General features: G+C 51.8%; 27 protein-coding genes. 9 read left to right on the top strand and 18 right to left on the bottom strand.

Going from position 1 to position 20,097, the window contains the following annotated elements; genetic code table 11:
- Position 1: 1 nt before the first annotated feature.
- From QRN24_RS20465 to QRN24_RS20430, 8 genes are all read right to left on the bottom strand, one after another.
- On the bottom strand, positions 2–457 hold the full coding sequence (locus QRN24_RS20465) for a phage protein (RefSeq protein ID WP_044865384.1): 456 nt from the start codon (positions 455–457) through the stop codon (positions 2–4).
- Complete coding sequence (locus QRN24_RS20460; RefSeq protein ID WP_275061963.1) at positions 454–1,581, bottom strand: DUF2586 domain-containing protein; 1,128 nt, start codon at positions 1,579–1,581, stop codon at positions 454–456. The genes QRN24_RS20465 and QRN24_RS20460 overlap by 4 nt, the downstream gene beginning before the upstream one ends.
- Positions 1,578–2,285, bottom strand: a complete 708-nt coding sequence (locus QRN24_RS20455; protein WP_284943016.1) for a hypothetical protein — start codon at positions 2,283–2,285, stop codon at positions 1,578–1,580. Before QRN24_RS20455 ends, QRN24_RS20460 begins: the two co-directional genes overlap by 4 nt.
- Positions 2,282–2,788: a phage tail protein gene (locus QRN24_RS20450; protein ID WP_284943015.1), complete on the bottom strand. Its 507-nt coding sequence runs from the start codon at positions 2,786–2,788 to the stop codon at positions 2,282–2,284. Before QRN24_RS20450 ends, QRN24_RS20455 begins: the two co-directional genes overlap by 4 nt.
- Positions 2,785–3,237: a head completion/stabilization protein gene (locus QRN24_RS20445; protein WP_108648578.1), complete on the bottom strand. Its 453-nt coding sequence runs from the start codon at positions 3,235–3,237 to the stop codon at positions 2,785–2,787. Before QRN24_RS20445 ends, QRN24_RS20450 begins: the two co-directional genes overlap by 4 nt.
- Positions 3,238–3,335: 98 nt before the next feature.
- A complete protein-coding gene (gene gpM / locus QRN24_RS20440) occupies positions 3,336–4,037 on the bottom strand; it encodes a phage terminase small subunit (RefSeq protein ID WP_284943014.1) in 702 nt (233 codons plus the stop codon).
- 3 nt (positions 4,038–4,040) lie between these two features.
- Entirely contained in the window at positions 4,041–5,063 is a 1,023-nt protein-coding gene (locus QRN24_RS20435) for a phage major capsid protein, P2 family (RefSeq protein WP_284943013.1), read from the bottom strand.
- A 59-nt stretch (positions 5,064–5,122) separates the two neighbouring features.
- Positions 5,123–5,917, bottom strand: a complete 795-nt coding sequence (locus QRN24_RS20430; protein WP_284943012.1) for a GPO family capsid scaffolding protein — start codon at positions 5,915–5,917, stop codon at positions 5,123–5,125.
- Between the two features lie 172 nt (positions 5,918–6,089).
- Between QRN24_RS20430 and QRN24_RS20425 the strand changes: the two genes are divergently transcribed.
- From QRN24_RS20425 to QRN24_RS20415, 3 genes are read left to right on the top strand one after another with little or no spacing between them, the layout of a single operon-like run.
- Positions 6,090–7,865 (top strand): terminase large subunit domain-containing protein, encoded by a 1,776-nt coding sequence (locus QRN24_RS20425; protein ID WP_284943011.1) that lies wholly within the window; start codon positions 6,090–6,092, stop codon positions 7,863–7,865.
- A complete protein-coding gene (locus QRN24_RS20420; protein ID WP_271040621.1) occupies positions 7,862–8,914 on the top strand; it encodes a phage portal protein in 1,053 nt (350 codons plus the stop codon). The genes QRN24_RS20425 and QRN24_RS20420 overlap by 4 nt, the downstream gene beginning before the upstream one ends.
- A complete protein-coding gene (locus QRN24_RS20415; protein WP_078774158.1) occupies positions 8,911–9,234 on the top strand; it encodes an Ogr/Delta-like zinc finger protein in 324 nt (107 codons plus the stop codon). Before QRN24_RS20420 ends, QRN24_RS20415 begins: the two co-directional genes overlap by 4 nt.
- Here the strand turns inward: QRN24_RS20415 and QRN24_RS20410 are convergent.
- From QRN24_RS20410 to QRN24_RS20365, 10 genes are all read right to left on the bottom strand, one after another.
- Complete coding sequence (locus tag QRN24_RS20410) at positions 9,208–9,420, bottom strand: hypothetical protein (protein ID WP_047362327.1); 213 nt, start codon at positions 9,418–9,420, stop codon at positions 9,208–9,210. The two genes, QRN24_RS20415 and QRN24_RS20410, sit on opposite strands and share 27 nt — an antisense overlap.
- Before the next feature lie 119 nt (positions 9,421–9,539).
- A complete protein-coding gene (locus QRN24_RS20405; RefSeq protein ID WP_284943010.1) occupies positions 9,540–11,588 on the bottom strand; it encodes a replication endonuclease in 2,049 nt (682 codons plus the stop codon).
- Positions 11,557–11,769 carry a hypothetical protein gene (locus QRN24_RS20400; RefSeq protein WP_284943009.1) on the bottom strand — a complete coding sequence of 71 codons (213 nt, stop codon included), beginning with the start codon at positions 11,767–11,769 and terminating at the stop codon, positions 11,557–11,559. Before QRN24_RS20400 ends, QRN24_RS20405 begins: the two co-directional genes overlap by 32 nt.
- Positions 11,766–12,632 (bottom strand): DNA adenine methylase, encoded by an 867-nt coding sequence (locus QRN24_RS20395; RefSeq protein ID WP_284943008.1) that lies wholly within the window; start codon positions 12,630–12,632, stop codon positions 11,766–11,768. The genes QRN24_RS20400 and QRN24_RS20395 overlap by 4 nt, the downstream gene beginning before the upstream one ends.
- Positions 12,623–12,856: a DUF2732 family protein gene (locus QRN24_RS20390; protein WP_044857840.1), complete on the bottom strand. Its 234-nt coding sequence runs from the start codon at positions 12,854–12,856 to the stop codon at positions 12,623–12,625. Before QRN24_RS20390 ends, QRN24_RS20395 begins: the two co-directional genes overlap by 10 nt.
- Before the next feature lie 66 nt (positions 12,857–12,922).
- Positions 12,923–13,324 (bottom strand): hypothetical protein, encoded by a 402-nt coding sequence (locus QRN24_RS20385; protein WP_284943007.1) that lies wholly within the window; start codon positions 13,322–13,324, stop codon positions 12,923–12,925.
- Positions 13,324–13,752: a hypothetical protein gene (locus QRN24_RS20380; protein WP_013097409.1), complete on the bottom strand. Its 429-nt coding sequence runs from the start codon at positions 13,750–13,752 to the stop codon at positions 13,324–13,326. The genes QRN24_RS20385 and QRN24_RS20380 overlap by 1 nt, the downstream gene beginning before the upstream one ends.
- Positions 13,742–13,936, bottom strand: coding sequence for a phage filamentation protein Fil family protein (locus QRN24_RS20375; protein ID WP_284943006.1), 195 nt, complete (start codon positions 13,934–13,936; stop codon positions 13,742–13,744). Before QRN24_RS20375 ends, QRN24_RS20380 begins: the two co-directional genes overlap by 11 nt.
- A gap of 9 nt (positions 13,937–13,945) precedes the next feature.
- Positions 13,946–14,449, bottom strand: a complete 504-nt coding sequence (locus QRN24_RS20370) for a phage regulatory CII family protein (RefSeq protein WP_284943005.1) — start codon at positions 14,447–14,449, stop codon at positions 13,946–13,948.
- 32 nt (positions 14,450–14,481) lie between these two features.
- Positions 14,482–14,703 (bottom strand): regulator, encoded by a 222-nt coding sequence (locus tag QRN24_RS20365; protein ID WP_284943004.1) that lies wholly within the window; start codon positions 14,701–14,703, stop codon positions 14,482–14,484.
- 125 nt (positions 14,704–14,828) lie between these two features.
- Between QRN24_RS20365 and QRN24_RS20360 the strand changes: the two genes are divergently transcribed.
- The 6 genes from QRN24_RS20360 (at position 14,829) to QRN24_RS20335 (ending at position 20,085) form a co-directional block, all read left to right on the top strand.
- Positions 14,829–15,395: a phage repressor protein CI gene (locus tag QRN24_RS20360; RefSeq protein WP_284943003.1), complete on the top strand. Its 567-nt coding sequence runs from the start codon at positions 14,829–14,831 to the stop codon at positions 15,393–15,395.
- A gap of 2 nt (positions 15,396–15,397) precedes the next feature.
- A complete protein-coding gene (locus QRN24_RS20355; RefSeq protein ID WP_063435276.1) occupies positions 15,398–16,531 on the top strand; it encodes an AAA family ATPase in 1,134 nt (377 codons plus the stop codon).
- Positions 16,532–16,536: 5 nt separating this feature from the next.
- Positions 16,537–17,133: a DUF4276 family protein gene (locus QRN24_RS20350; RefSeq protein ID WP_284943002.1), complete on the top strand. Its 597-nt coding sequence runs from the start codon at positions 16,537–16,539 to the stop codon at positions 17,131–17,133.
- A 72-nt stretch (positions 17,134–17,205) separates the two neighbouring features.
- The gene (locus tag QRN24_RS20345; protein ID WP_284943001.1) at positions 17,206–18,261 is read left to right on the top strand and encodes a phage integrase; all 1,056 of its coding nucleotides are present in this window, start codon (positions 17,206–17,208) and stop codon (positions 18,259–18,261) included.
- A gap of 177 nt (positions 18,262–18,438) precedes the next feature.
- On the top strand, positions 18,439–18,759 hold the full coding sequence (locus QRN24_RS20340; protein ID WP_113656807.1) for a metalloregulator ArsR/SmtB family transcription factor: 321 nt from the start codon (positions 18,439–18,441) through the stop codon (positions 18,757–18,759).
- A 36-nt stretch (positions 18,760–18,795) separates the two neighbouring features.
- Complete coding sequence (locus QRN24_RS20335) at positions 18,796–20,085, top strand: arsenic transporter (RefSeq protein WP_284943000.1); 1,290 nt, start codon at positions 18,796–18,798, stop codon at positions 20,083–20,085.
- Positions 20,086–20,097 lie beyond the last annotated feature (12 nt).

Genomic DNA, 20,097 nt, shown 5'->3' with positions numbered 1-20,097 from the left:
CTTAACCGATCAGGTTTTCCGTGGCTTCCGCTTCCAGATACGGAACGCCGTTAATGTTTACGAACTTCGGACTGGTCACGAAATATTTGATTTTGTGCGTGGCCACGCTGCCGCCCTTCGGATCGATATCCAGCAGGTTACTCAGCTGAAGCTTGCAGCCGAACGTCTCCACCTTGACTTCCTCATTACCGGCTTTGGCATAGAAGAGGAAATCCACGGGCTCAATACCGCGCCATGAACCCGCAGATCGGGCTTTTGCTGTCAGTACACCCAGCACTTTGGAACTGACTTCAATTTCTCCCTCTGCGGCAACATCACCATCAACGTGGCCATCCGGCACACCACGGGTTTGCGCGGCGGCGCTGTTATCCGTGATATCGAGAGATATTTTTTCAATGTGGATCAGATCGCCGTCAACATAAGCATCAAACGACATCCCCGAAATACGCTTGGTCATGCGGCGGCCTCCAGGCTGGCATCCAGTAACAGACTAATGGTGATTTGCAGCGGCACTTCCCAGGTGCGCACCACAATGTAAATCTCCACCGCCTTTTTGTTTTTCCAGACAATGGTGACATCACCATCCTGCGGCGGCTTCACCTCGCCGGGGAATGAAACCCCGTTGATGTTTGCAGCCGTGGACATTTCGCGCAGCGGCTTCGCAAACAGCGTCTGGTGTGCGGCAATACTGCCCGGCGTGCTGTTAAGCGAACGGTCTGCAATTTTGCCGATGGCCAGCAGACGTACCCGGCGTGCCGCTTTATCGGCCACGCGCAGCGTCTCGATGGACTGATAATCTCCCCCTTCCACGTCCAGCGTGCGGCCGTCTGACCAGTAGAACCCGTCATAGTCCGGATACCACATCGGCACGCTGAAGCGCTGCGCCTCCAGCGCCTGAAGCGTGGCCAGTTCCAGCACCGCCCCTGTGCCATCCAGCGGCAGTTCATCGCTGCCCAGGCTGACCAGTGCCCCCGTTTTTACGCGAGCCGGGCTGTCCGCCACGGTAACGGCACGGCTACACAGACGGCCCGCCAGCACACCCGGCTCATTCCCCCAGAGGCGGGGAACCAGCTGCACCGCTTTTTCCGCAATGCCGTCCTGAAGGATGGACATACGCGCAAGGTAATCCGCCTGTCCCTCTTCATCCTGCATTCCCTGCGTGGCCAGAATGAACCACACCCAGCGGCCGTATTTGGCGATCAGATCCGCACGCAGCGTAATGGCCTGGTTAACTTCCGCCTTTGTGGAAATGTCATTGCACAGCACCACGCCTTCAACAGAGCACGAGACCTGCGCGGCCAGCACCGCTTTAACCCACGCATCCGGCTCGCTGTCAGCGGCCAGCACATGGACGAACCCCCACCAGTTCTGGCCAGCATTCGACACGGCCGCCAGCACGTCCCGTTTTAACTGGCTGTCAGACTCACCCAGAAGCGCATCAAAATCACTCTGGGTGTTTACTGCCAGCGTCTTGCCTGTGTTTTTGGTTCCCGTACCGATAAACAGCACCGTGCGTTCCACCTCATTGGTTTCACCCAGAAGCTGGTTTACCTGGTTAACGGTCACATTTGGCCAAGTCATGTTCTCCCCCTGATATCCTGCGCATTTACATCCCAGCCAAAGCCAATGGCCTGAAGCTGGCGTGCCAGCGCCTTGTTAAAGTCTTCATCACCCATTCCCAGAAACACGCGGGAAGGGAGATCGATAGTCCAGCTCGTTTTCACGGCCTTGCCGCTCAGTTTGCGGATAAGTAAACCCGCCTGTGCATATGGCATTTCGCTGGTTATTTCCCGGATTGTGGGCTTTTTCCAGCGCTTACCCCGGCGCACCCGGTAGCCCAGCGCACGCAGTTTCTTTCCCTGCGCAGCGGTGGCCATCTTCCCGGCCTGTGTCCTCCCTGGCTGGCTTGCGCGGCTCACACGAACGCGCATACCGTTCTGCTGTGAATACCCCACTGTGCCAGCAGGTACAGGCTTTTCACCGTTCCGGTAGCCGCCTCCCTGCAGGTAAATCCGCACAGCCTGAATCTCAGGCATTTCCCGGATATGCAGCCATTTCGGCATATTGCGCAGCATCTTGCCTTTGCGCTTCGTCTTGCGTCCTGCCCAGGCTCCCCCGTCCGGCGCTTCCTGGTTCCGCACGTTGCGTTTGGCAGCGACAATCACGCCGTATTTCGCCATTCGCCACAGCAACCGCTGCCGTTTTTTGGGCGGCAATTCCATGCTGGCCAGCGCCTTTTTCAGCTCCGCCAGCTGGCGTTTGTTAAGCTCCCCTCCGGCAATCACGACGCATCGCCCACAGGCGCACCGGATTCATCCACGCCGTAAATCGTTGCGGTCAGCGCCGTCCAGACTTCCGGGTCAACCAGTGACCAGCGCTTGCCCTGCCATGGGATCAATCCCTTTTCGTCCTCCCGGATCACCAGCTCTTCCGCCATGGGAACCGTCAGGACGATATCGGCAGTTTCTTCATCGGCCACCGACACATCCCACTGCGGATCGGCCTCAGTTACCCCGATTTCGTCCAGTAACTCCCGGTCTGCCTCATCGAGCCAGGCAGCCATCAGCGACATAAGCAGCTGCGGCGGACACAGGCGATACGGGAAACGCTCCCAGCTCAGTACCGCGTCATAACGAATTACCGCCTGGCGGTATTGCCCCAGCCCCATATCCTTTGCAGCCGGTACGAACTCCATTTCATCCACCACGCTGTCAAACGACTGCATCGCACGGGCTGGCACGTTGTCGGTAAAGAATGCCGTCAGGTTTTCAAGCTGTGTCTGATTCATACCTTTTTCACCGTTGCCCGTTTCAGTCCCTTAATGCGTCGGATCACCACCGAGGCTTCAGTCAGCAACCCGGCGCGGGTTTCCGTGCTTTCCTGGCCGGGGTGAGTATCGCGCCGCCCAACCGTGGCGAATTCCCCCAACAAGTCCGCTTTTGCTCTGGCGAAAACCGCCTTTATGTACTGCGCACAAAGGGCATTTAATTCCCCCATCCGTGCCCCCGGCGCGTCCTCTGCGCTCAGAATCCCCCTTGCCTTCCAGCTGGCCTCTACTTTTTCCAGCTCCGCATTCACCTCCGCCACGGCCGCAAGCAGCGCCTGGGCAACGGTGTCCGCGTCAACATCAGCCGGGATAGCTCGCTGTGCCTGAAAGTCCTTCAGGTTCAGGTCTGGCCAGAATCCTTCGTTTTTTAGCGGCTCGTCCTGATAATCAAGCGGCTTTCCACTAAACATGGCTCCCCCGAAAAAATAGGCGGGCTGTCCGGTTTCCACGGCGCAGCTTCACAACGTGTTTCTGCCCTCCACCGCGCCCGCCTGGCTTGCGGTAGTCTTTAACCCTGCGTCAGTTTTCGGATGCGTGCGGCAATGGTTTGCCGCTGCGTTCTGACGCCGATTTTCAGGTAATACTGTTCAGCGGTGGCCAGCAGCTGATCGGCTTTCTGAAGTGTTTCCACATCATCCACCCCCGCCGCTGTTTTCTGGCCATCCTCACCGCGCAGAAGCTGCAACCCGGCGAACTTGTACCATTTCGCTGTCACCTGCTCATGCAGACGCCATTTAGTGGCCACGTTCTCAAACGTGCGTGAGAAATACGGCTCAATGCTTTCCCCGCGCCCCGCAGACTCCTGCGCCCAGGCCAGCATCGTATCGGCCACGAACGTAGGGAAATTACTGCGCAGTCGTTCCGGCGTGGCCTGTTGCTGGGCAATAGCGATATCCGCCCATTCCAGCGCCTTATCCAGATCGCCCACGTCAAACAGCCAGATCACGCACCAGGCCAGAACCGGATTGGCATATACCTGGCCGCTGGCCAGATACGCCTCTACAGTCGGAACCCATTTCGGCAGCAGCACATTGCGCTTATGCTCAATACGATCAGCAATCAGAGGCAGGTTCCGCACCTGTTCCACGTCTGTTTCCAGCGCCTTAATCAACAGGTGCATGCTTTCCGTGGTACCAACGGCCAGGCTTTGCTTCAGCTTTTGTTCCATCGCAATGCGCTGGTTATGACGCTGCGCGGGTGAAAGAGACATTGTTTAACCCTCCACTGGCTCTGACGGTTTGCCGATTGTCACGGCATCTTCATCAATAGCCGCGTACAGCTCCGGCACTTCAACCGCGTAGCCTTCATTACGCAGATAGCTGTTCTCATACTGTTTGCGATCATCTTCAAAGCGGGATTTACGCTGGCGCGTGTTGCGCTGGGTGTAGATGTGCAGGTTAGATAGCGGCGTAACCACCATGCGTTTGCCCGGCATGAATGGCGGAATAATCGCCTTTCGGCCAGCAATCGTGTTGCCTAACATCTGCGCCGCGATTTTCTCTGATGGACGGTCGGCAGCCTGGAACAGGCGGTATTGTTCTGCGGCCACCAGGTCAGCGCCTACCAGCACCACCAGGCGCGGGTCATTGCGGAACTGTGCCGGAATTTTGGCGTTAATCAGATCGGAGGCCATCGCATCCAGCGATTTGTAATCACCCGCCTGATCGAGCACTACCGGATCGGTCATGATTTGCTTACCGTCCAGCATCGTTTTCATGATTTCATGCCAGCCAATGTTCACATCTTCGCCGTTCGGGTTGGCAAGCGGGTCTGTAGTAGCGGCACGGTGTGTACCGTTAAAGCCGATACGCAGCATGTCCAGGGCAAACGCCTGGGTGCTGAAGGTCTGCACCAGGTTGTAAAACTCATTTTCTTCTTTCCCGGCGTTCGCCCAGACGGAAAGCAAATCCCAGCGCAGTGCCGCGCAGCTGTCGGTTTCAACCAGTGAGTAAGTATTGCCGTTAACCCCTACCTGGCGAACGAAACGGCCTTTTTCGCTGCGTCCGGTGTGAAGGGCAGATGCACCAACATTAATGACCTGACCACTCAGCTGGTCTACATCCAGCGTGGTGATCCAATCCAGAAACTCGACAGACTCCAGCATGGCCAGACGCAATGCGTTTTCCTGCGGGTCATTCAGGGAGAAATAACGGCCTGGGTCTTTAGTGCCAAAATGCTGCGCTACCCCTGCCGTATAATTCTCCATTAATTCCCGCGCACGGTTATTCAGTAACATAAGACTCCCTCGCAATTAAGCGATAATAAAAATGTTTTGCTTATTCGCGTTGCGGTTAATTAAAGGAAATTAAATTTTCCGGATTTGGAAGGCACCTGGCGCTGTTTACGCTGACCGCCTTTATTACCCAAATCATTAAAACGGGTAACAATCTCTTTTGCATTGTCACGAATAGCGGCGAACTCTTCCGTGTCTACGACTTCGGTAATAGTATCAACATCGTCCTGCACGGAATTAAGCTGGGTTTCAATTGCACCCACACGCGCCTCCAGATCGTTCAGAGCACTCGCGAGCGCCTGCAATTTATCATCTGCTGGCGGATCGTTTTGCGGATTTTCATCTTCGAACTTCGGCTTAATACCAAATAATTGCTGCCAGTTTTTCATCTTCCCTTCCTGCGTAATTTTACCGTTACGGGAAATCACACAACTGTAATATCCCTGTTTGTTTAATTTGCGCCGACTAAAGCGCAGCCGTGTAGTTCCTACACTTGCCGGGTTGTCAGTAACAGCCAGCCCCTTCAGATAAGTGCGCTCCCCTCCGCGCCAGTTCAGCTCCGGCTCTACGGAGAAATACAGCAACTGGCCTTCATCATTCGCGTAAATCAGGCGCTTATTCGGGCACAGACTGACATACAGCCGCGCCAGCCCGTCATCACCGTCCTGCCACATCGCCTCCAGCACCTCACCGAAATTTCCGGCGTAGCGCTCATGTTCAGGCCAGAGTAAGGCGGCGTAATGGTCAGGGTCATAGGTTTCCCCCATGTCAATAATCCATTGCCGTTCCAGCACTCGTCCATCAACCGTATCGCCTTCAGTAGCAACACACAGCCAGCCAGTTTTTAAATGCGACACATATTTCCCCCTCTGTCGATTAACTGTTTCCCTTGCTGTGGATTTGATTATTGCTAATTAAATACATCCCCGCATTACACTTTATTCTGAACAGTTCGGTTATAAGCCTTTACCGAACAACCCCGAATTAACCGCGCCGTTTTTTCATCAGTACCACGGCATAATTAAATCTATGGCTAAATACTCAGAAGAATTAAAAGGCGTTGTCCGCGCTCTATACCTGCGCCGTTATACGCCAAAAGAAATTGCATCAGAATTAAATCTGCCGAATGCGCGGATCGTTTACTACTGGGCGGAAAAATATAAATGGGCTGACCTGCTCAGTTTCGAAAGTACAGAGGAGGCAATTGAACGCCGTTACCAGCTGTTAGCCGGACGCGACAATAAAACGGATCTGGATTTAAAAGAAATGGATTTGCTTATTGCTCACGCCACCAAGCTGCGTGCCCAGAGCAATAAACATAAAGAAAAGCTGGCCAGCAGCCAGGGAGAACGGCAAGCAGCTGCGCGAGGGGATAACGAGGATGAACCCCGCGGTAAACGCAAGTACAAGAAAAACGATATCTCGTCACTTACCCAGGAGGATTTTGACACCTGGGCTGAAGAGCATCTTTTTGAATATCAGAAACACCTGCGCCGCAACATTGGGCAGCTTGTCAGGAACATCCTGAAGAGCCGCCAGATCGGTGCAACCTGGTATTTTGCGTTTGAAGCATTCGAAAACGCGGTAATGACGGGCGATCCGCAAATCTTCCTGTCCGCGTCCAAAGCACAGGCTGAAGTGTTCCGGTCTTACATCGTGAACATTGCTGAACAGTATTTCGGTATCACACTGACCGGGAACCCGATCCGCTTAAGCAACGGCGCAGAGCTGCGTTTTCTGTCTACCAACAAAAACACCGCACAGTCATACAGCGGCCATCTTTACTGCGATGAATATTTTTGGGTGCCCAACTTCGCAAAACTCAATGAAGTGGCCAGCGCGATGGCCACCCATGACAAATGGCGAACCACCTACTTTTCCACGCCATCGGCCAAAACGCACCAGGCGTACCCGTTCTGGACGGGTGAAGAGTGGAAACAGGGCAGCAAGAAACGTGCGGCCATCAAATTTCCGCTGTTCGATGAAATGCGGGACGGCGGCCGGCTCTGTCCGGATGGCCAGTGGCGTTATGTCATCACCATGGAAGATGCCATTGCGGGTGGCTTCAACCTGGCAAACATAGAGAAGCTGCGCAACCGCTACAACACCGCCACGTTCGATATGCTTTATATGTGCGTGTTCGTGGACAGCAAAGATTCCGTGTTCAGCTTTTCCGACCTGGAAGCGTGCGGCGTGGAGGTGGACACCTGGCAGGATCACGACCCGGACGCAAAACGGCCGTTTGGGGACAGGCCAGTTTGGGGAGGATTTGACCCGGCACGCAGCGGTGATTTGTCGTGTTTTGTGATTGTCGCCCCGCCAATGTTTGCCGTGGAAAAATTCCGCGTGCTGAAGGTTATTTACTGGAAGGGCATGAACTTCCGCTACCAGGCAAAGCAGATCGAAAAGCTGTTTGACCAGTACAACTTCACTTATCTGGGCGTGGACGTGACCGGGATCGGCCAGGGGGTGTTTGACAATATCCAGCACTTTGCCATGAAAGTTGTTGTCCCGATCCGCTACGACATGAACACCAAAAACCAGCTGGTACTGAAGGCCGCAGACGTGGTGGAAAGCCAGCGTATCGAGTGGGACAAAAACCTGAAGGAAATCCCCGCCAGCTTTATGTCAGTGCGGCGCACAACCACGCAAAGCGGTAACGCAATGACCTTTGTTGCAGACCGCAGCCAGGACACTGGCCACGCTGAGGCATTCTGGGCAATCACCCACGCCCTGCATAACGAACCACTTAACTACGAAAACAAACCAAAATCCCGCTGGGGTGTAAGGAAACAGGCAGCATGAGCAAAAAGAAACGCTTTGTGAAACGCGAGCAGCGCGGCGACAAATCAAAAAAAATGAGCATTATCAGCTTCGGTAAACCAGAACCGGTACTGACAACCGGAACCGATTACCGGGAAATCTGGTACGACAACGCCGCTGATCACTATACCCAGCCGATTGACCGCCTGGCACTGGCGCAGCTTATCAACCTGAACGGCCAGCACGGCGGGATTATCCACGCCCGTAAAAACATGGTGACGGCGGACTATCAGGGTGGCGGCCTGACGTTCGACGAGCTGGAGGCAGCTGTTTTTGACTACCTGACCTTTGGTGATATCGCCGTGGCCAAAGTCCGTAATGGCTGGGGAGACGTGATCGGGCTTCAGCCGCTGCCGGGACTTTATCTCCGCCGACGAAAGGAGAGAGAAAACGCGGAGACTGTGCCAGGGGATTACGTGGTTTTACAGGAAGGCGAGCCGCTGGCGTTCCCGCCTGACGATATTATTTTCATCAAGATGTACGACCCGCAGCAGCACATCTATGGTCTGCCGGACTACATCGGCGGCGTTCATTCTGCCCTGCTGAACAGTGAGGCGGTTATTTTTCGCCGTCGCTACTACCACAACGGCGCACACACGGGCGGCATTCTGTATACCCGTGACCCCAGCATGACGGACGAGATGGAGGAGGAGATTGAACAGCAGCTGCGGGACAGCAAGGGGATCGGCAACTTCTCCACCATCCTGGTGAACATCCCTGGCGGCGACGGGGACGCGATCAAGTTTATTGAGATGGGGGATATTTCGGCCAAAGATGAGTTTGCGAGTGTGAAGAACATCAGCGCCCAGGACATTCTGAACGCGCACCGCTTCCCGGCCGGGCTGGCGGGTATCGTTCCGCAGAACACTGCCGGACTGGGCGACCCGGAAAAGGTTGAACGCACCTACAAAAAGAATGAAGTCTTGCCCATTCAGCGCCGCCTGGCGATGGCCATCAACAGCGATCCGGAAATCCCGCGCCACCTGCATCTGAATTTCGCAACGGAAACAACGGAGAAGGGTGCAGCATGAGACAAAAAAGGCTAAAATCCAGGCATTATTTAACAGCTGGAGAGCGGAATATGAGAGTCCTGAAAATTGAATGCCCTGAATGTGGCTCAAAGGCTGTGATTCGCAAGACTAACCGGAAGCACCGCCAGATTGCAGACATTTACTGCGCCTGTGCTGATGTGGAGTGTGGGCACACTTTTGTTATGAATTTGACGTTTTCCCACACTCTCAGCCCCAGCGCTAAAACGGGTGATTCTTTGGTGCAAACATTGCTCAAAAATTTGTCACCCGACCAGAAGCAAATGGCTCTGGATTTACTGAAAGCCGCCCCTGCCGCCTGAATCGCCCCCATTTTGGGGGTGTTTTTTTTCATACTGATCCAGCTTCCTTCCCAGTTCCTGCGTCATCTCTCCAAGCCAGGCCAGCGCCACATCCTTTTCATCTTCAGAACAGTCAGCGGTTGCCATAAGTTTTGCAACTAAAGCGATCCGTTGAAAGGCAACGGTTTCAAAAAATAAATCCTGCACAGTATCCTCCCACGCAAACAACTGTATAAACATACAGTACACTCAAAAGCATTAATTGTGAATTTTTTTATTCACACCAGCAACAATTTACGTTTTACATATCACACACTTACAGGCTATTACTGCCAGCCTGGCCATTGCTCATCTTCCGGATTGTTCCGTTTCTCCTGCAACCTCCCTTCCCTGTAAATCAGGGCAGATCGGCCAAATTTGAGACCGCCCCCCCGCTTCAGAATGTCGATTTCTTCATCCGTTCCGGCAAACCCTCGCTGGTTCAGTTCCAGTTTTAACCGTCTCCGGGTTCCTCCCTCCGTACAGTTATTGACAGAACTCCAAGGGGCGGCGTTGCCGCCTGAAAAACCCGCCTCCGCTGGCGCTTCGGCCAACTTCGCAACCTTCTGCCACTTGATCAGACGGGTGCAAACTTCGGAATCAGGAATCGAAGGCGAATAGATACCCTGCACGCGCTGAACATCTTCGGCGTACTCGTTACCCTGCTCAGTGATTTCATAGGCCAGACGAACAACCAGATCACGACGCGCAACCAGTGCGCCGCCCTGCAACTGGGTATAGGCAGCCCAGTCCCCAACATCTGCCGCCGCCAGCACCGCATCCATGCGGCTATCAGTCAGGCGCTGATCACCCAGGCGCCGCAGTTCCCGCCAGACGGTCACAGGCGCACCACCAATCTGCTGGAACTGGCGGATCCGCCAGCGGGATGCCCATGCCGATACAGACTTAGCCATATCACGCAGGTTCTCCCCGGTTTCTTCATCCTGTTCGCCATCGAGCGCAAACCCGTCGATATTTTTTGAGATGTATTTAGCGATATAGCCCGTTGCCGACCCTTTAGCGGGATCGATAGGCTCAACGTGAAAACGCGCCTTAAGCGCGTTGGGTGTCTGAAGCTCTTCTGAATAGGCAATCCGGGCGTGATAGCAAAGAATATCGCGCACCGCCTCAACATCATGCGGGTGCATAAACAGCAACATATGCCAGTGCGGTGTCCCGTCGTGGTGTGGCTCAACCACGCGAAAGCCAAACACATGAATACCGGCACGGGAGATCGCCGCGCGTGCTTTTGCCCAGACGTTGCATAAATAACGCTGCGTGTCCCGTGGGCTTAATCCGTTCCACTGAGACACAAAGCCGCCTTTGCTGTGTACCGCGTGATAACGTGAAGGAGCAGTGATCGTGTAAAACTCGCCAGCCAGCCCCTGTTCATTGGCGATATCTTCAAACCCGCGCATACGCACCATCAGTTCACAGCGACGGATGGCCGGGTTAGCAACGCTGCGGTGTACCATGCTGTCCAGCGCAATGCGGTTGCCCTCATCGTCCATCAGATCAAACTTTTTGAAGAACTCCAGATTACGTTTCTTCTGTTCAATCCATTCGCCCAGGGTTTTACGTGATACGTAGGCGCTTGCAGATTTCTGCACCTGGCCAACGGCGATGGACAGATGTTCACGTTGCAGATCACGGGCACGCTTCAGGCGCTGATACCACCATTCCGGTGCCATGAGACGCAAAATCCCGGACTCCGCTTTTCGGGTTTCCAGGTGGCCATCATTGGCTTCATGTTCTGCCCAGTAAGGCGGTTGATTGTTCAGCATGAGGGAAAGCGAACAAAGGTTGCGGTAAGCCTCCAGCGTGCGCTGGCGCATTTCCCTTTCGTCTTTGGGTTTACCCTTCAGCGTGTCGGTGAAGTCATAAAACATCTGAGCTATCCAGCCAGAGACCTGGCCAGACAGCTTTTTGAGATCGGTACGGTCAAGCGACGGCAAGCGCTGCAATGACTTTCCAAATGGGAGGTCGCTTACATCAGCGGCCAGCTGGTAACGCGCAGCCACTTTCCGCAGACGTGGCAATACATTCTCACCGATTGTTTTGCGCAGGAATGTATTGGCACGGCGGCGGCCGTCACGGCCAGCAAACAGCTTTTCGTAACGGTTGCCAAAATACCCGGCTAACCAGTCGGGTATCTCATGAAGGAACTGTGAGCGCCACTCATAATCCTGTGGGTTTACCGCCCACAAACGGCGCTCTGTGATCGTCGCATTCGCTGGCGTTCCGGGCGCAAAAGTATCACGCCGCCAGGCATCGACGGCATGATATTGGCCAGCAAGAGACAGATCAGCCACGATTAACCCATTTCTTCCAGGCATTAATCATGTAAGCAGTGGCACAAACCGCCACCAGTACAGGCCAGACGAGGGAAGAGATTGCGACCAAAATAAAGTCAGCATCATCTGAAGTCTCCACGTCCCGACGCTCTTCCCAGGAAAAGAAGATAAAAGCCGCAAATACCGTCAGCGCATACAGCCCGGTCATGGGTTCAGTCATCATTTCGCCACCACCCCAGCGCTGGAAGCTGTTGAAACTGGTGATTTCAGGATCAGCTCTGCGGCAGATTTCTGGCTTGCAGCTGCGGCACCAACACTGCGGGGAGCGTTTACCTTTACGGCCTCAAATCCGGCGTAAAGGTAATGCACCATCTCCAGATCGCTGTTTGACGCAACAACACTCACGCCGTACTCAGTAAGGCGGCGCAGCTTTCTGGCCAGTCGCCCCTGATCAAGATGTGAAAAGCCGTTTTCTGTGTATGAGGTGAAATTCCCTGATTCCGTCAGGTAAGGTGGATCGCAATAGACCACATCCCCGGCACGAACCAGCGCCAGCGTTTCGGAGTAATGTGCGGTGATGAACGTCGCGCGCTTCGCCTTTTCAGCGAATGCGCGGATTTCATTTAGTGGGAAATAGTTTTTCTTGTACTTCCCGAATGGGACATTGAACTGGCCACGGCGGTTATAACGGCAAAGCCCGTTAAAGCCGTGGCGGTTCAGGTACATGAAACGGGCGGCGGCCTCTACGCTCTCTGAGCCGAGAGCCTTTCCTGACAGATTGAACGCATCCCGGACGGCATAGTAAAAAATAGCGCGACTCTCCTGTTCACCTAACGCCCCGGCAGAAAACAGGGCTTCAAGCTCCATTAGAAACGCGTCGGTATGGTAGGCCATCGCCTTATACAGATTGACTAAATCCGGGTTCAGGTCAGCGATCAGGTATTCGTCATAGTCCGTATTCATCATGACAGCGCATGAACCCGCGAACGGCTCCACCAGGCGTTTACCTTCAGGCAGGTGGCCACGCAGCTGCGGCATAAGGCGGACTTTGCTGCCCACCCATTTAAGAGGGGTTTTTACTGCCACGCTGCACCGCCTTTGCTGCAAATGGCCGCCGCCTCTTCACGGATCAGCTCTACGATTTCCGCAGCGCTTAGCCCTTCATTAGCGGCAAAGGTGGCCAGCTTATCCAAACGGGTGGAACACAGATCAGCCGCTGCAACCTTCCCCTCCTGCGTGGCTTTAATAAGCATTGCCATCAGGTCAATACCTGATTCTGTTGCGGGTAAATTCTGACGAGTCATGTGCATTTATGTTTCCTCAGGGCAAAAGAATCCCCGGCCACCGCAGGGATGGCCAAAAATTCAGGCAGTTAATTAGTGGAAAGAGACGGTAACGGGCGCGGCTGAGTAGCTCGGCGCGGGTATCTGATGCAGCTCATAGGTATTGCGCCACCACTCCTGGATCAGCGCTTTGACTTCCCCGGCACCCAATGACCCGGCGATGTAATACATGGAACGAATGCCAGCCAGCGCTTCAACCTGCTGGTACTGGCTTTCCGCTTCACGATAGACACAGCACCAGTACGCAACATTCACGGCCAGCCAGTGGCGTTTGTTTGTCATGTGCTCGGTGTCGTTAAAGAAAAACGGATGTAATGCCACACGGCCATTTTTAACGGTACTTTTCTCAAGAAAGAGAATGGCGTAATTGTGTGGAACACCCCACGCAGCCAGCTCCTGTCCCAGTTCTTTGGCGTTTACAGAGATAATGGACATTAATGATTCTCCTGCTGTTGCATCTTATGAACGATATGAGGCGCGATAATCATCTGCACGCCATTACTGCTGTGGATCGGATGTGCCTTTTTCACCTGGCGGTTAGCGCTGCGCTTTGAAAAATCGCTGTCGCTCAGACTCCCGAACCCTTCAAACGTCAGACGCGCCCTGGATATGCCCTGGCGCAGCTGAATCATTGCCCGGTAGTCCAGGCGTTCGAATAACTCTGACCAGTAGCATTTGCTCAGATGGGCTTTGAAAACGTCCATCCCGGAAGCAACTGCGGCCGCATGTAAAACAACCCCGCGCCATTCAGGAGTTAATTTGTCCCACCATTCGGCGGCTTCGCTTTTCTCACTCCAGTATTTACGGCGGATATTCCCCAGCCACTTCAGACCAATTTCCTGCTGCTTTTCGCTAATGGCCATAACGCCCCCTGATAATCCCGAACAAACGAAACCACCATGGACGACGAGACGAACGGGCATTGAATTTGTACTGGTGGCCAGGGTTCCAGCGTTGGCCATTTGGCAGTTCAAGCCAACCCGTTGACCCGCTGGCCAGCTGTATGGCCGGAGATTCTTTTTGCAGGTAGGTAACGAACGCTTTCATGGTTATCCCTCACATCATGCTGCTGGCGCTGGTAGTCACGATATCGACGGCAGCAGCAAGAACCGGCGCAGACTGGAGGCGGCTTTCAACGGTATAAGCCAGAACGGAAAGGGAACGGATGGCATCACGGGCACGTTCAAGAATTTGTGTGCGGCGCGCGGCGGACATGTGCTCAGTAGAAACGGCTTCCCCAGCGATCGCACCCACGTTTGCGGTGGCGCTTAATGCGCAAAACTGCATGTTCGCTTCAGTGGCGTTATTGACCGGAACGGACGGAAGGCAGTTAATCTGCCCCAGCATCCCATCCAGTAAACGCGCATCTTCGGTGTAATCTGTAATAGCCAGTAGCTCGTCACAGGTCAGGCGATGCGGTTGAATCGGGTTCAACTTATTGCGCAGGATCTGCGGACGCATACCAACGGCAGCGGCCACATCTTCCAGATTGTGCGACAGCGCAAACGCTCGGCAAGCTGCATCAAAATGTGCATGTTTAGAAGTCTGATAATCAAACATAGTCAGCGATTCCTCTATGTCTCAAAATCACATCAATTGAATGTCACATTGCAATCAGTTAGCGCGTCAATAGTCATAGCTGCGATGTTGATCATCACTTTCTCGCGCTTTTTATCTTTACGAAGACGGTGGCGTTTAAGGCGTCCATCGGAAAGCATGTCATTGATCGTATCGATAGATAATCCAGTGAGTTCACTGTACTTTTCGACAGAGATCGAGGGTACGGCCAAGGTGATTGAAATATGCTGAGTCATAGTGCAACATCTCTCTTTTAAAGTGTTTAGCATTGACGAACTGTGAAGAGTCACTTTTTGAAATCGAGATGACTATATGATCACATTATGAAATCGTCAACATTAAAGTTCACAGGATGAAACCCATGGATTTAACTAGTGGCGGTAAAGGTGCCATCGAACGAATGGTTGAGGCCTATGGCTTCACAACGAGACAGGCATTGTGTGAACAATTAGGCGTTTCAAAAAGCAGCCTGGCGACAAGGTATATGCGCGACTCATTTCCAGCGGACTGGGTGATTCAATGCGCACTGGAAACTAAAGCGTCCTTACAGTGGCTAACATTTGGCATAGGGCCAAAGTTTGAGCATGCGCATTCAGACGTATTGCATATGCCCATGAAAAAAATTATTGACGGCATTCTTTATGAAGCTGGTAGCGTAATGTTCGACAAGGTGCTGATTCCTAGCAATCTTACGCAGCCAGCCTTAATTCAAGATGGAAAAGACTCATTCTTGATCGATACTGGTCAACTAGACGTTATGGATGGCGAATGGCTGATTTCTATAGATGGGAAATCGTCAATAAAAAATTTAATACGATTACCTGATAATAAGGTTAAGATAGATTACGGTAAATTAACCATTGACGTAAAACTGTCTGAAATATTAATCACAGGAAAAGTTTCCGCTAAATTATTAGTGGGGGAATAAATATGAATATCACACGTTTGAAGTTGAAAAACTGGAAGAACTTCAGAAACATCGATGTCCCTCTTCATGACAGAGTCTATATTATCGGCCCCAATGCTGTCGGCAAATCAAATTTTCTTGATGTTTTTCGTTTTATGAGTGATATATGTCGTGATGGTGGTGGCTTACAAAAAGCCGTAAATGACAGAGGTGGTATAACTAAACTTCGTTGCTTACAGGCTCGAAATGATACAGAGGTTGGTATAACCTTATACTTCGATGATGATGGAGTAGAATGGATATATGAACTTATATTTAAGGCTTCGGGGCGTGGAAAGCAGTTAATCAACGTAACTAGAGAAAATGTCTATAAAGACGGAAAAGAGATTTTAGCTAGACCAAATAAACAAGATGATGGTGACTCAGTACAACTCACACAAACTCATCTCGAGCAGATTTTAGCTAACAAGCAATTCAGAGTCGTATCTGATTACTTCTCTTCTGTGACTTATTTACATATCGTTCCTCAGTTGCTGAAATATGCAAAAGAGATCGGTGTTAATAAAGTTGAAGATGACCCGTTTGGCCAAGGATTTCTGGACCGACTGGCAAACACTCAGACACGGACAAGAGATGCGTGGCTTAAAAAAATTCAAGCCGGTTTATCCATTGCAGTTCCTCAATTTAAAGAATTAAGATTTGAACGTGATGAGTCGGGTCAACCCCATCTTGAAGCACGCTACGAGCACTGGCGGCCAAACGCTGGCTGGCAAAAAGAAGAACAGTTTTCGGATGGTACTCTGCGTTTGATAGGCCTCATGTGGTCGCTATTAGAAAAGCGTCAATTGCTTCTATTAGAAGAGCCTGAACTATCACTTAACAGTGAGATTGTTAGATTCATCCCCGAAATAATTGAAAATACTCTTAAAGGGGCAAGGAATCAAAAGCAAATTATAATTAGCACTCACAGCCCTTCATTGCTGAGTAATAATATCGATGGAAACAATATAATTTTATTCATGGCATCTGAAAACGGTACAACAGCAAGAATCCCTAATGATGAAGAGTTAGAAGCCATGCGCGCTGGTTTTTCGCCCGCAGAAATCATGCTTCCGCTAACTACTCCTAACAACATTAGTAAAATAGCTGGAATTTAGTAAAAATGGATATATCAATTGCTACTGAGGATATTTTAACCGAAGAGGCTATGACTAAAATCATTGCCTCTAAAGAAAGATTTAGAATTCGTTGCAGCCTCGGTAAGAGAGGTTGTGGCTACTTAACCAGCAACCTTGATAAATTTAACGCACTAGCCAACAGCCATTATGTTCTTTTGGTTTTAGATCTAGACAACAAGAATGATTTACAGGAGTTTAAAAACAATATTGAAGGACAAATTAAAAATAAAGATGAAAAACTCAAAATCATCGTACCTGTGCGCGAAATCGAGAGTTGGCTTTTAGCAGACAGAGAAGGATTGAGTAAATTCCTCGCAGTTTCAAAAGATAAAATTGACCGAGAACCAGAGTTATTATTAGACCCTAAAGAAAAAATAATAAATCTCGCAAGGCAATCACGGGATAGTAACATCAAAAAAGGGATACCACCTAAGCAGGGAGCTGCGGCAAAAATGGGTTTATCGTACAATACACTTTTATGTTCCTTTATTCGTGAACACTGGGATATTACGCGCGCGTATGAGTTATCTCCGAGTTTAAGAGAAACGATAAGCTTTATCGATGACATTCAGCATGTATGAACTTGCAGGAAACAAACATTGATACTGTATGCACATCCAGTAAACTGAGAGTGACAGTTTTAAGAGGTGTGTATGACAGTACGAAAACTAGACACTGGAAAATGGATTTGTGAATGTTACCCCGCAGGCCGAAGTGGGAGACGTGTTCGTAAGCAATTCTCGACTAAGGGTGAAGCTCTTGCCTTTGAACGACATACTATGGATGAATCAGTAGCCAAACCGTGGTTGGGGGAGGCTCTTGATCGCAGAACTCTTAAAGAGATTGTTCAACTTTGGTACAAACTGCACGGAGCCTCTTTATCAGCTGGAGAGCATGTTTACGAAAAATTGCTTCTAATAGTTGAGGCACTTGGTAATCCACTGGCCACTTCTCTTACATCAAAAATGTTTGCCCATTACCGTGATAAACGCTTAACGGGAGAAATATACTTCAGCGAAAAATGGAAAAAGGGTGCCAGCCCAGTAACAGTTAACTTAGAACAAAGCTACCTAAGCGGGGCTTTTAACGAACTGATTCGCTTGGGTGAATGGGTGCAGCCCAATCCGTTAGAAAACATGCGCAAATTTACCATTGCTGAAAAGGAGATGGCTTGGCTGACACATGATCAAATTGCAGAGCTTCTGTATGACTGCCAGCGTCAAAACAAGCTGTTGACACTGGTAGTGAAGATTTGCCTCAGTACAGGGGCAAGATGGAGAGAGGCAGTCAATCTGACAAGGTCGCAGGTTACGAAGTACCGCATCACTTTCACCAGAACGAAAGGAAAGAAAAATAGAAGCATCCCTATAAGCAGGGAACTATATGAAGAGATCACGGCGCTCAAAGGGTTCAAGTTTTTTGATGACTACTATTTTCAATTTGCTTCAGTGATGGATAAAACTTCCATCATCCTGCCGCGTGGCCAGCTAACACATGTTCTCCGCCACACCTTTGCAGCTCACTTTATGATGTCCGGGGGAAACATACTCGCCCTTCAAAAAATTCTGGGACATCACGATATAAAAATGACTATGCGTTATGCCCACCTCGCGCCAGATCACCTTGAAACTGCGTTAAAGCTCAACCCGCTAGCTACAATGCAAAATGGCGACAAAATGGCGGCACCCGTTGGCACTGCTCACCCTTAATCCCACCTTACCACCAATTTAAGCCATTGATATAATTATAAATCATTGTTTTTATTTACCCATTTATATAAATGGGTTTTTTGTTGCCTGAAATTCCCCTCTTCAACATTCCGCCTTCCCTCTTTCCACCCAAACATATATGCTTAACCATATATATAACCAACCGCAGGAAAGCCGATGCTACATCCGGTCCAACTTTTCAAAGCCCTCTCTGACGAGACCCGCCTGTCCATCGTCATGCTTCTGCGCGAAGCCGGGGAACTGTGCGTCTGCGATCTCTGTTCCGCCACGGCTGAATCACAGCCCAAGGTATCGCGCCATATGGCACTGCTGCGTGAATCCGGGCTGGTGAGCGATCGCCGGGAGGGGAAATGGGTTTATTACCGTTTGTCCCCCATTATGCCGGCATGGGCTGCCACCGTGATTGACAACAGCTGGAACTGCTTGCGCGAAGAGACCCGCGCAAAGCTGAAAAATCGTCTTCCGGGCGCGTGTTAAAACACATTCATAAAAACAGATATAACGGAGTTCACGATGTTTCTGGCTGGGGCAATTTTTCTGTTTACACTGGTGCTGGTCATCTGGCAGCCCAGAGGGTTAAGTATCGGCTGGAGCGCCACGATAGGTGCTGTACTGGCGCTGGTCAGCGGCGTGATCCACATTAACGATATACCGGAGGTGTGGAATATTGTCTGGAACGCGACGGCCACGTTTATCGCCGTCATCATCATCAGCCTGCTGCTTGATGAGTCCGGATTTTTCGAGTGGGCGGCGCTGCACGTGGCCCGCTGGGGTAATGGCAAGGGCCGGTTGCTGTTTACGTATATCGTTCTGCTGGGTGCGGCCGTTGCGGCGCTTTTTGCCAACGACGGCGCGGCGCTTATCCTCACGCCCATCGTTATCGCCATGCTGCTCGCCCTCGGGTTCAGCAAGCAGGCCACGCTGGCGTTTGTCATGGCGGCTGGATTTATCGCCGACACTGCCAGCCTGCCGCTGATCGTTTCGAACCTGGTGAATATCGTATCGGCAGACTTCTTCTCGCTGGGGTTCAGCGAATACGCCTCGGTGATGATCCCCGTGGATCTCGCCGCGATTGCGGCCACGCTGGTGATGCTGCATCTGTTCTTTCGAAAGGACATTCCGCCGGCATACGACCTGTCAAAACTCCGCGAGCCTTCCCGCGCGATTAACGATCTTCCAACCTTCAGAACGGGCTGGATTGTTCTGTTACTGCTCCTTGTCGGGTTCTTTGTACTTGAACCGCTCGGCATTCCGGTCAGTGCTATCGCGACAGCAGGCGCGTTGATTTTGTTTGCCGTTGCAAAGCGCGGGCATGCCATTAATACGGGAAAAGTGCTTCGTGGCGCACCGTGGCAGATCGTTATCTTCTCGCTGGGGATGTACCTGGTGGTGTATGGCCTGCGCAATGCCGGGCTGACGGAGTATCTGTCAGGGGTACTCAATCTCCTCGCCGGACATGGCCTGTGGGCCACCACGCTCGGTACCGGGTTCATCACGGCGTTCCTGTCATCCATAATGAACAATATGCCGACCGTCCTGATTGGGGCACTCTCTGTCGATGGCAGCACGGCATCGGGTGTGATTAAGGACGCGATGATTTATGCCAACGTGATTGGCTGCGACCTGGGTCCGAAGATCACGCCTATCGGCAGCCTGGCCACCCTGCTCTGGCTCCATGTCCTGGCGCAGAAAAACATGACGATCACCCGGGGCTATTATTTCCGGACAGGCATCATCATGACGTTGCCGGTTCTGTTTGTGACGCTCGCCGCGCTGGCGTTACGTCTCTCCTTCACACTGTAATGAGTAACGGAT

It is taken from the genome of Enterobacter sp. MEB024, from assembly GCF_030209635.1.
Taxonomy (GTDB): domain Bacteria; phylum Pseudomonadota; class Gammaproteobacteria; order Enterobacterales; family Enterobacteriaceae; genus Enterobacter; species Enterobacter ludwigii.
The sequence above is the reverse complement of the archived record's forward strand: the minus strand, read 5'-3'. Positions and strand labels throughout refer to the sequence as shown.

Coding starts and splice junctions, on each gene's coding strand:
- QRN24_RS20465 (WP_044865384.1), bottom strand. CDS start 457: ATGACCAAGCGTATTTCGGGGATGTCGTTTGATGCTTATGTTGACGGC.
- QRN24_RS20460 (WP_275061963.1), bottom strand. CDS start 1,581: ATGACTTGGCCAAATGTGACCGTTAACCAGGTAAACCAGCTTCTGGGT.
- QRN24_RS20450 (WP_284943015.1), bottom strand. CDS start 2,788: ATGAATCAGACACAGCTTGAAAACCTGACGGCATTCTTTACCGACAAC.
- QRN24_RS20445 (WP_108648578.1), bottom strand. CDS start 3,237: ATGTTTAGTGGAAAGCCGCTTGATTATCAGGACGAGCCGCTAAAAAAC.
- gpM (WP_284943014.1), bottom strand. CDS start 4,037: ATGTCTCTTTCACCCGCGCAGCGTCATAACCAGCGCATTGCGATGGAA.
- QRN24_RS20435 (WP_284943013.1), bottom strand. CDS start 5,063: ATGTTACTGAATAACCGTGCGCGGGAATTAATGGAGAATTATACGGCA.
- QRN24_RS20425 (WP_284943011.1), top strand. CDS start 6,090: ATGGCTAAATACTCAGAAGAATTAAAAGGCGTTGTCCGCGCTCTATAC.
- QRN24_RS20420 (WP_271040621.1), top strand. CDS start 7,862: ATGAGCAAAAAGAAACGCTTTGTGAAACGCGAGCAGCGCGGCGACAAA.
- QRN24_RS20415 (WP_078774158.1), top strand. CDS start 8,911: ATGAGACAAAAAAGGCTAAAATCCAGGCATTATTTAACAGCTGGAGAG.
- QRN24_RS20405 (WP_284943010.1), bottom strand. CDS start 11,588: ATGCCTGGAAGAAATGGGTTAATCGTGGCTGATCTGTCTCTTGCTGGC.
- QRN24_RS20400 (WP_284943009.1), bottom strand. CDS start 11,769: ATGATGACTGAACCCATGACCGGGCTGTATGCGCTGACGGTATTTGCG.
- QRN24_RS20390 (WP_044857840.1), bottom strand. CDS start 12,856: ATGCACATGACTCGTCAGAATTTACCCGCAACAGAATCAGGTATTGAC.
- QRN24_RS20385 (WP_284943007.1), bottom strand. CDS start 13,324: ATGTCCATTATCTCTGTAAACGCCAAAGAACTGGGACAGGAGCTGGCT.
- QRN24_RS20380 (WP_013097409.1), bottom strand. CDS start 13,752: ATGGCCATTAGCGAAAAGCAGCAGGAAATTGGTCTGAAGTGGCTGGGG.
- QRN24_RS20375 (WP_284943006.1), bottom strand. CDS start 13,936: ATGAAAGCGTTCGTTACCTACCTGCAAAAAGAATCTCCGGCCATACAG.
- QRN24_RS20370 (WP_284943005.1), bottom strand. CDS start 14,449: ATGTTTGATTATCAGACTTCTAAACATGCACATTTTGATGCAGCTTGC.
- QRN24_RS20365 (WP_284943004.1), bottom strand. CDS start 14,703: ATGACTCAGCATATTTCAATCACCTTGGCCGTACCCTCGATCTCTGTC.
- QRN24_RS20360 (WP_284943003.1), top strand. CDS start 14,829: ATGGATTTAACTAGTGGCGGTAAAGGTGCCATCGAACGAATGGTTGAG.
- QRN24_RS20355 (WP_063435276.1), top strand. CDS start 15,398: ATGAATATCACACGTTTGAAGTTGAAAAACTGGAAGAACTTCAGAAAC.
- QRN24_RS20350 (WP_284943002.1), top strand. CDS start 16,537: ATGGATATATCAATTGCTACTGAGGATATTTTAACCGAAGAGGCTATG.
- QRN24_RS20345 (WP_284943001.1), top strand. CDS start 17,206: ATGACAGTACGAAAACTAGACACTGGAAAATGGATTTGTGAATGTTAC.
- QRN24_RS20340 (WP_113656807.1), top strand. CDS start 18,439: ATGCTACATCCGGTCCAACTTTTCAAAGCCCTCTCTGACGAGACCCGC.
- QRN24_RS20335 (WP_284943000.1), top strand. CDS start 18,796: ATGTTTCTGGCTGGGGCAATTTTTCTGTTTACACTGGTGCTGGTCATC.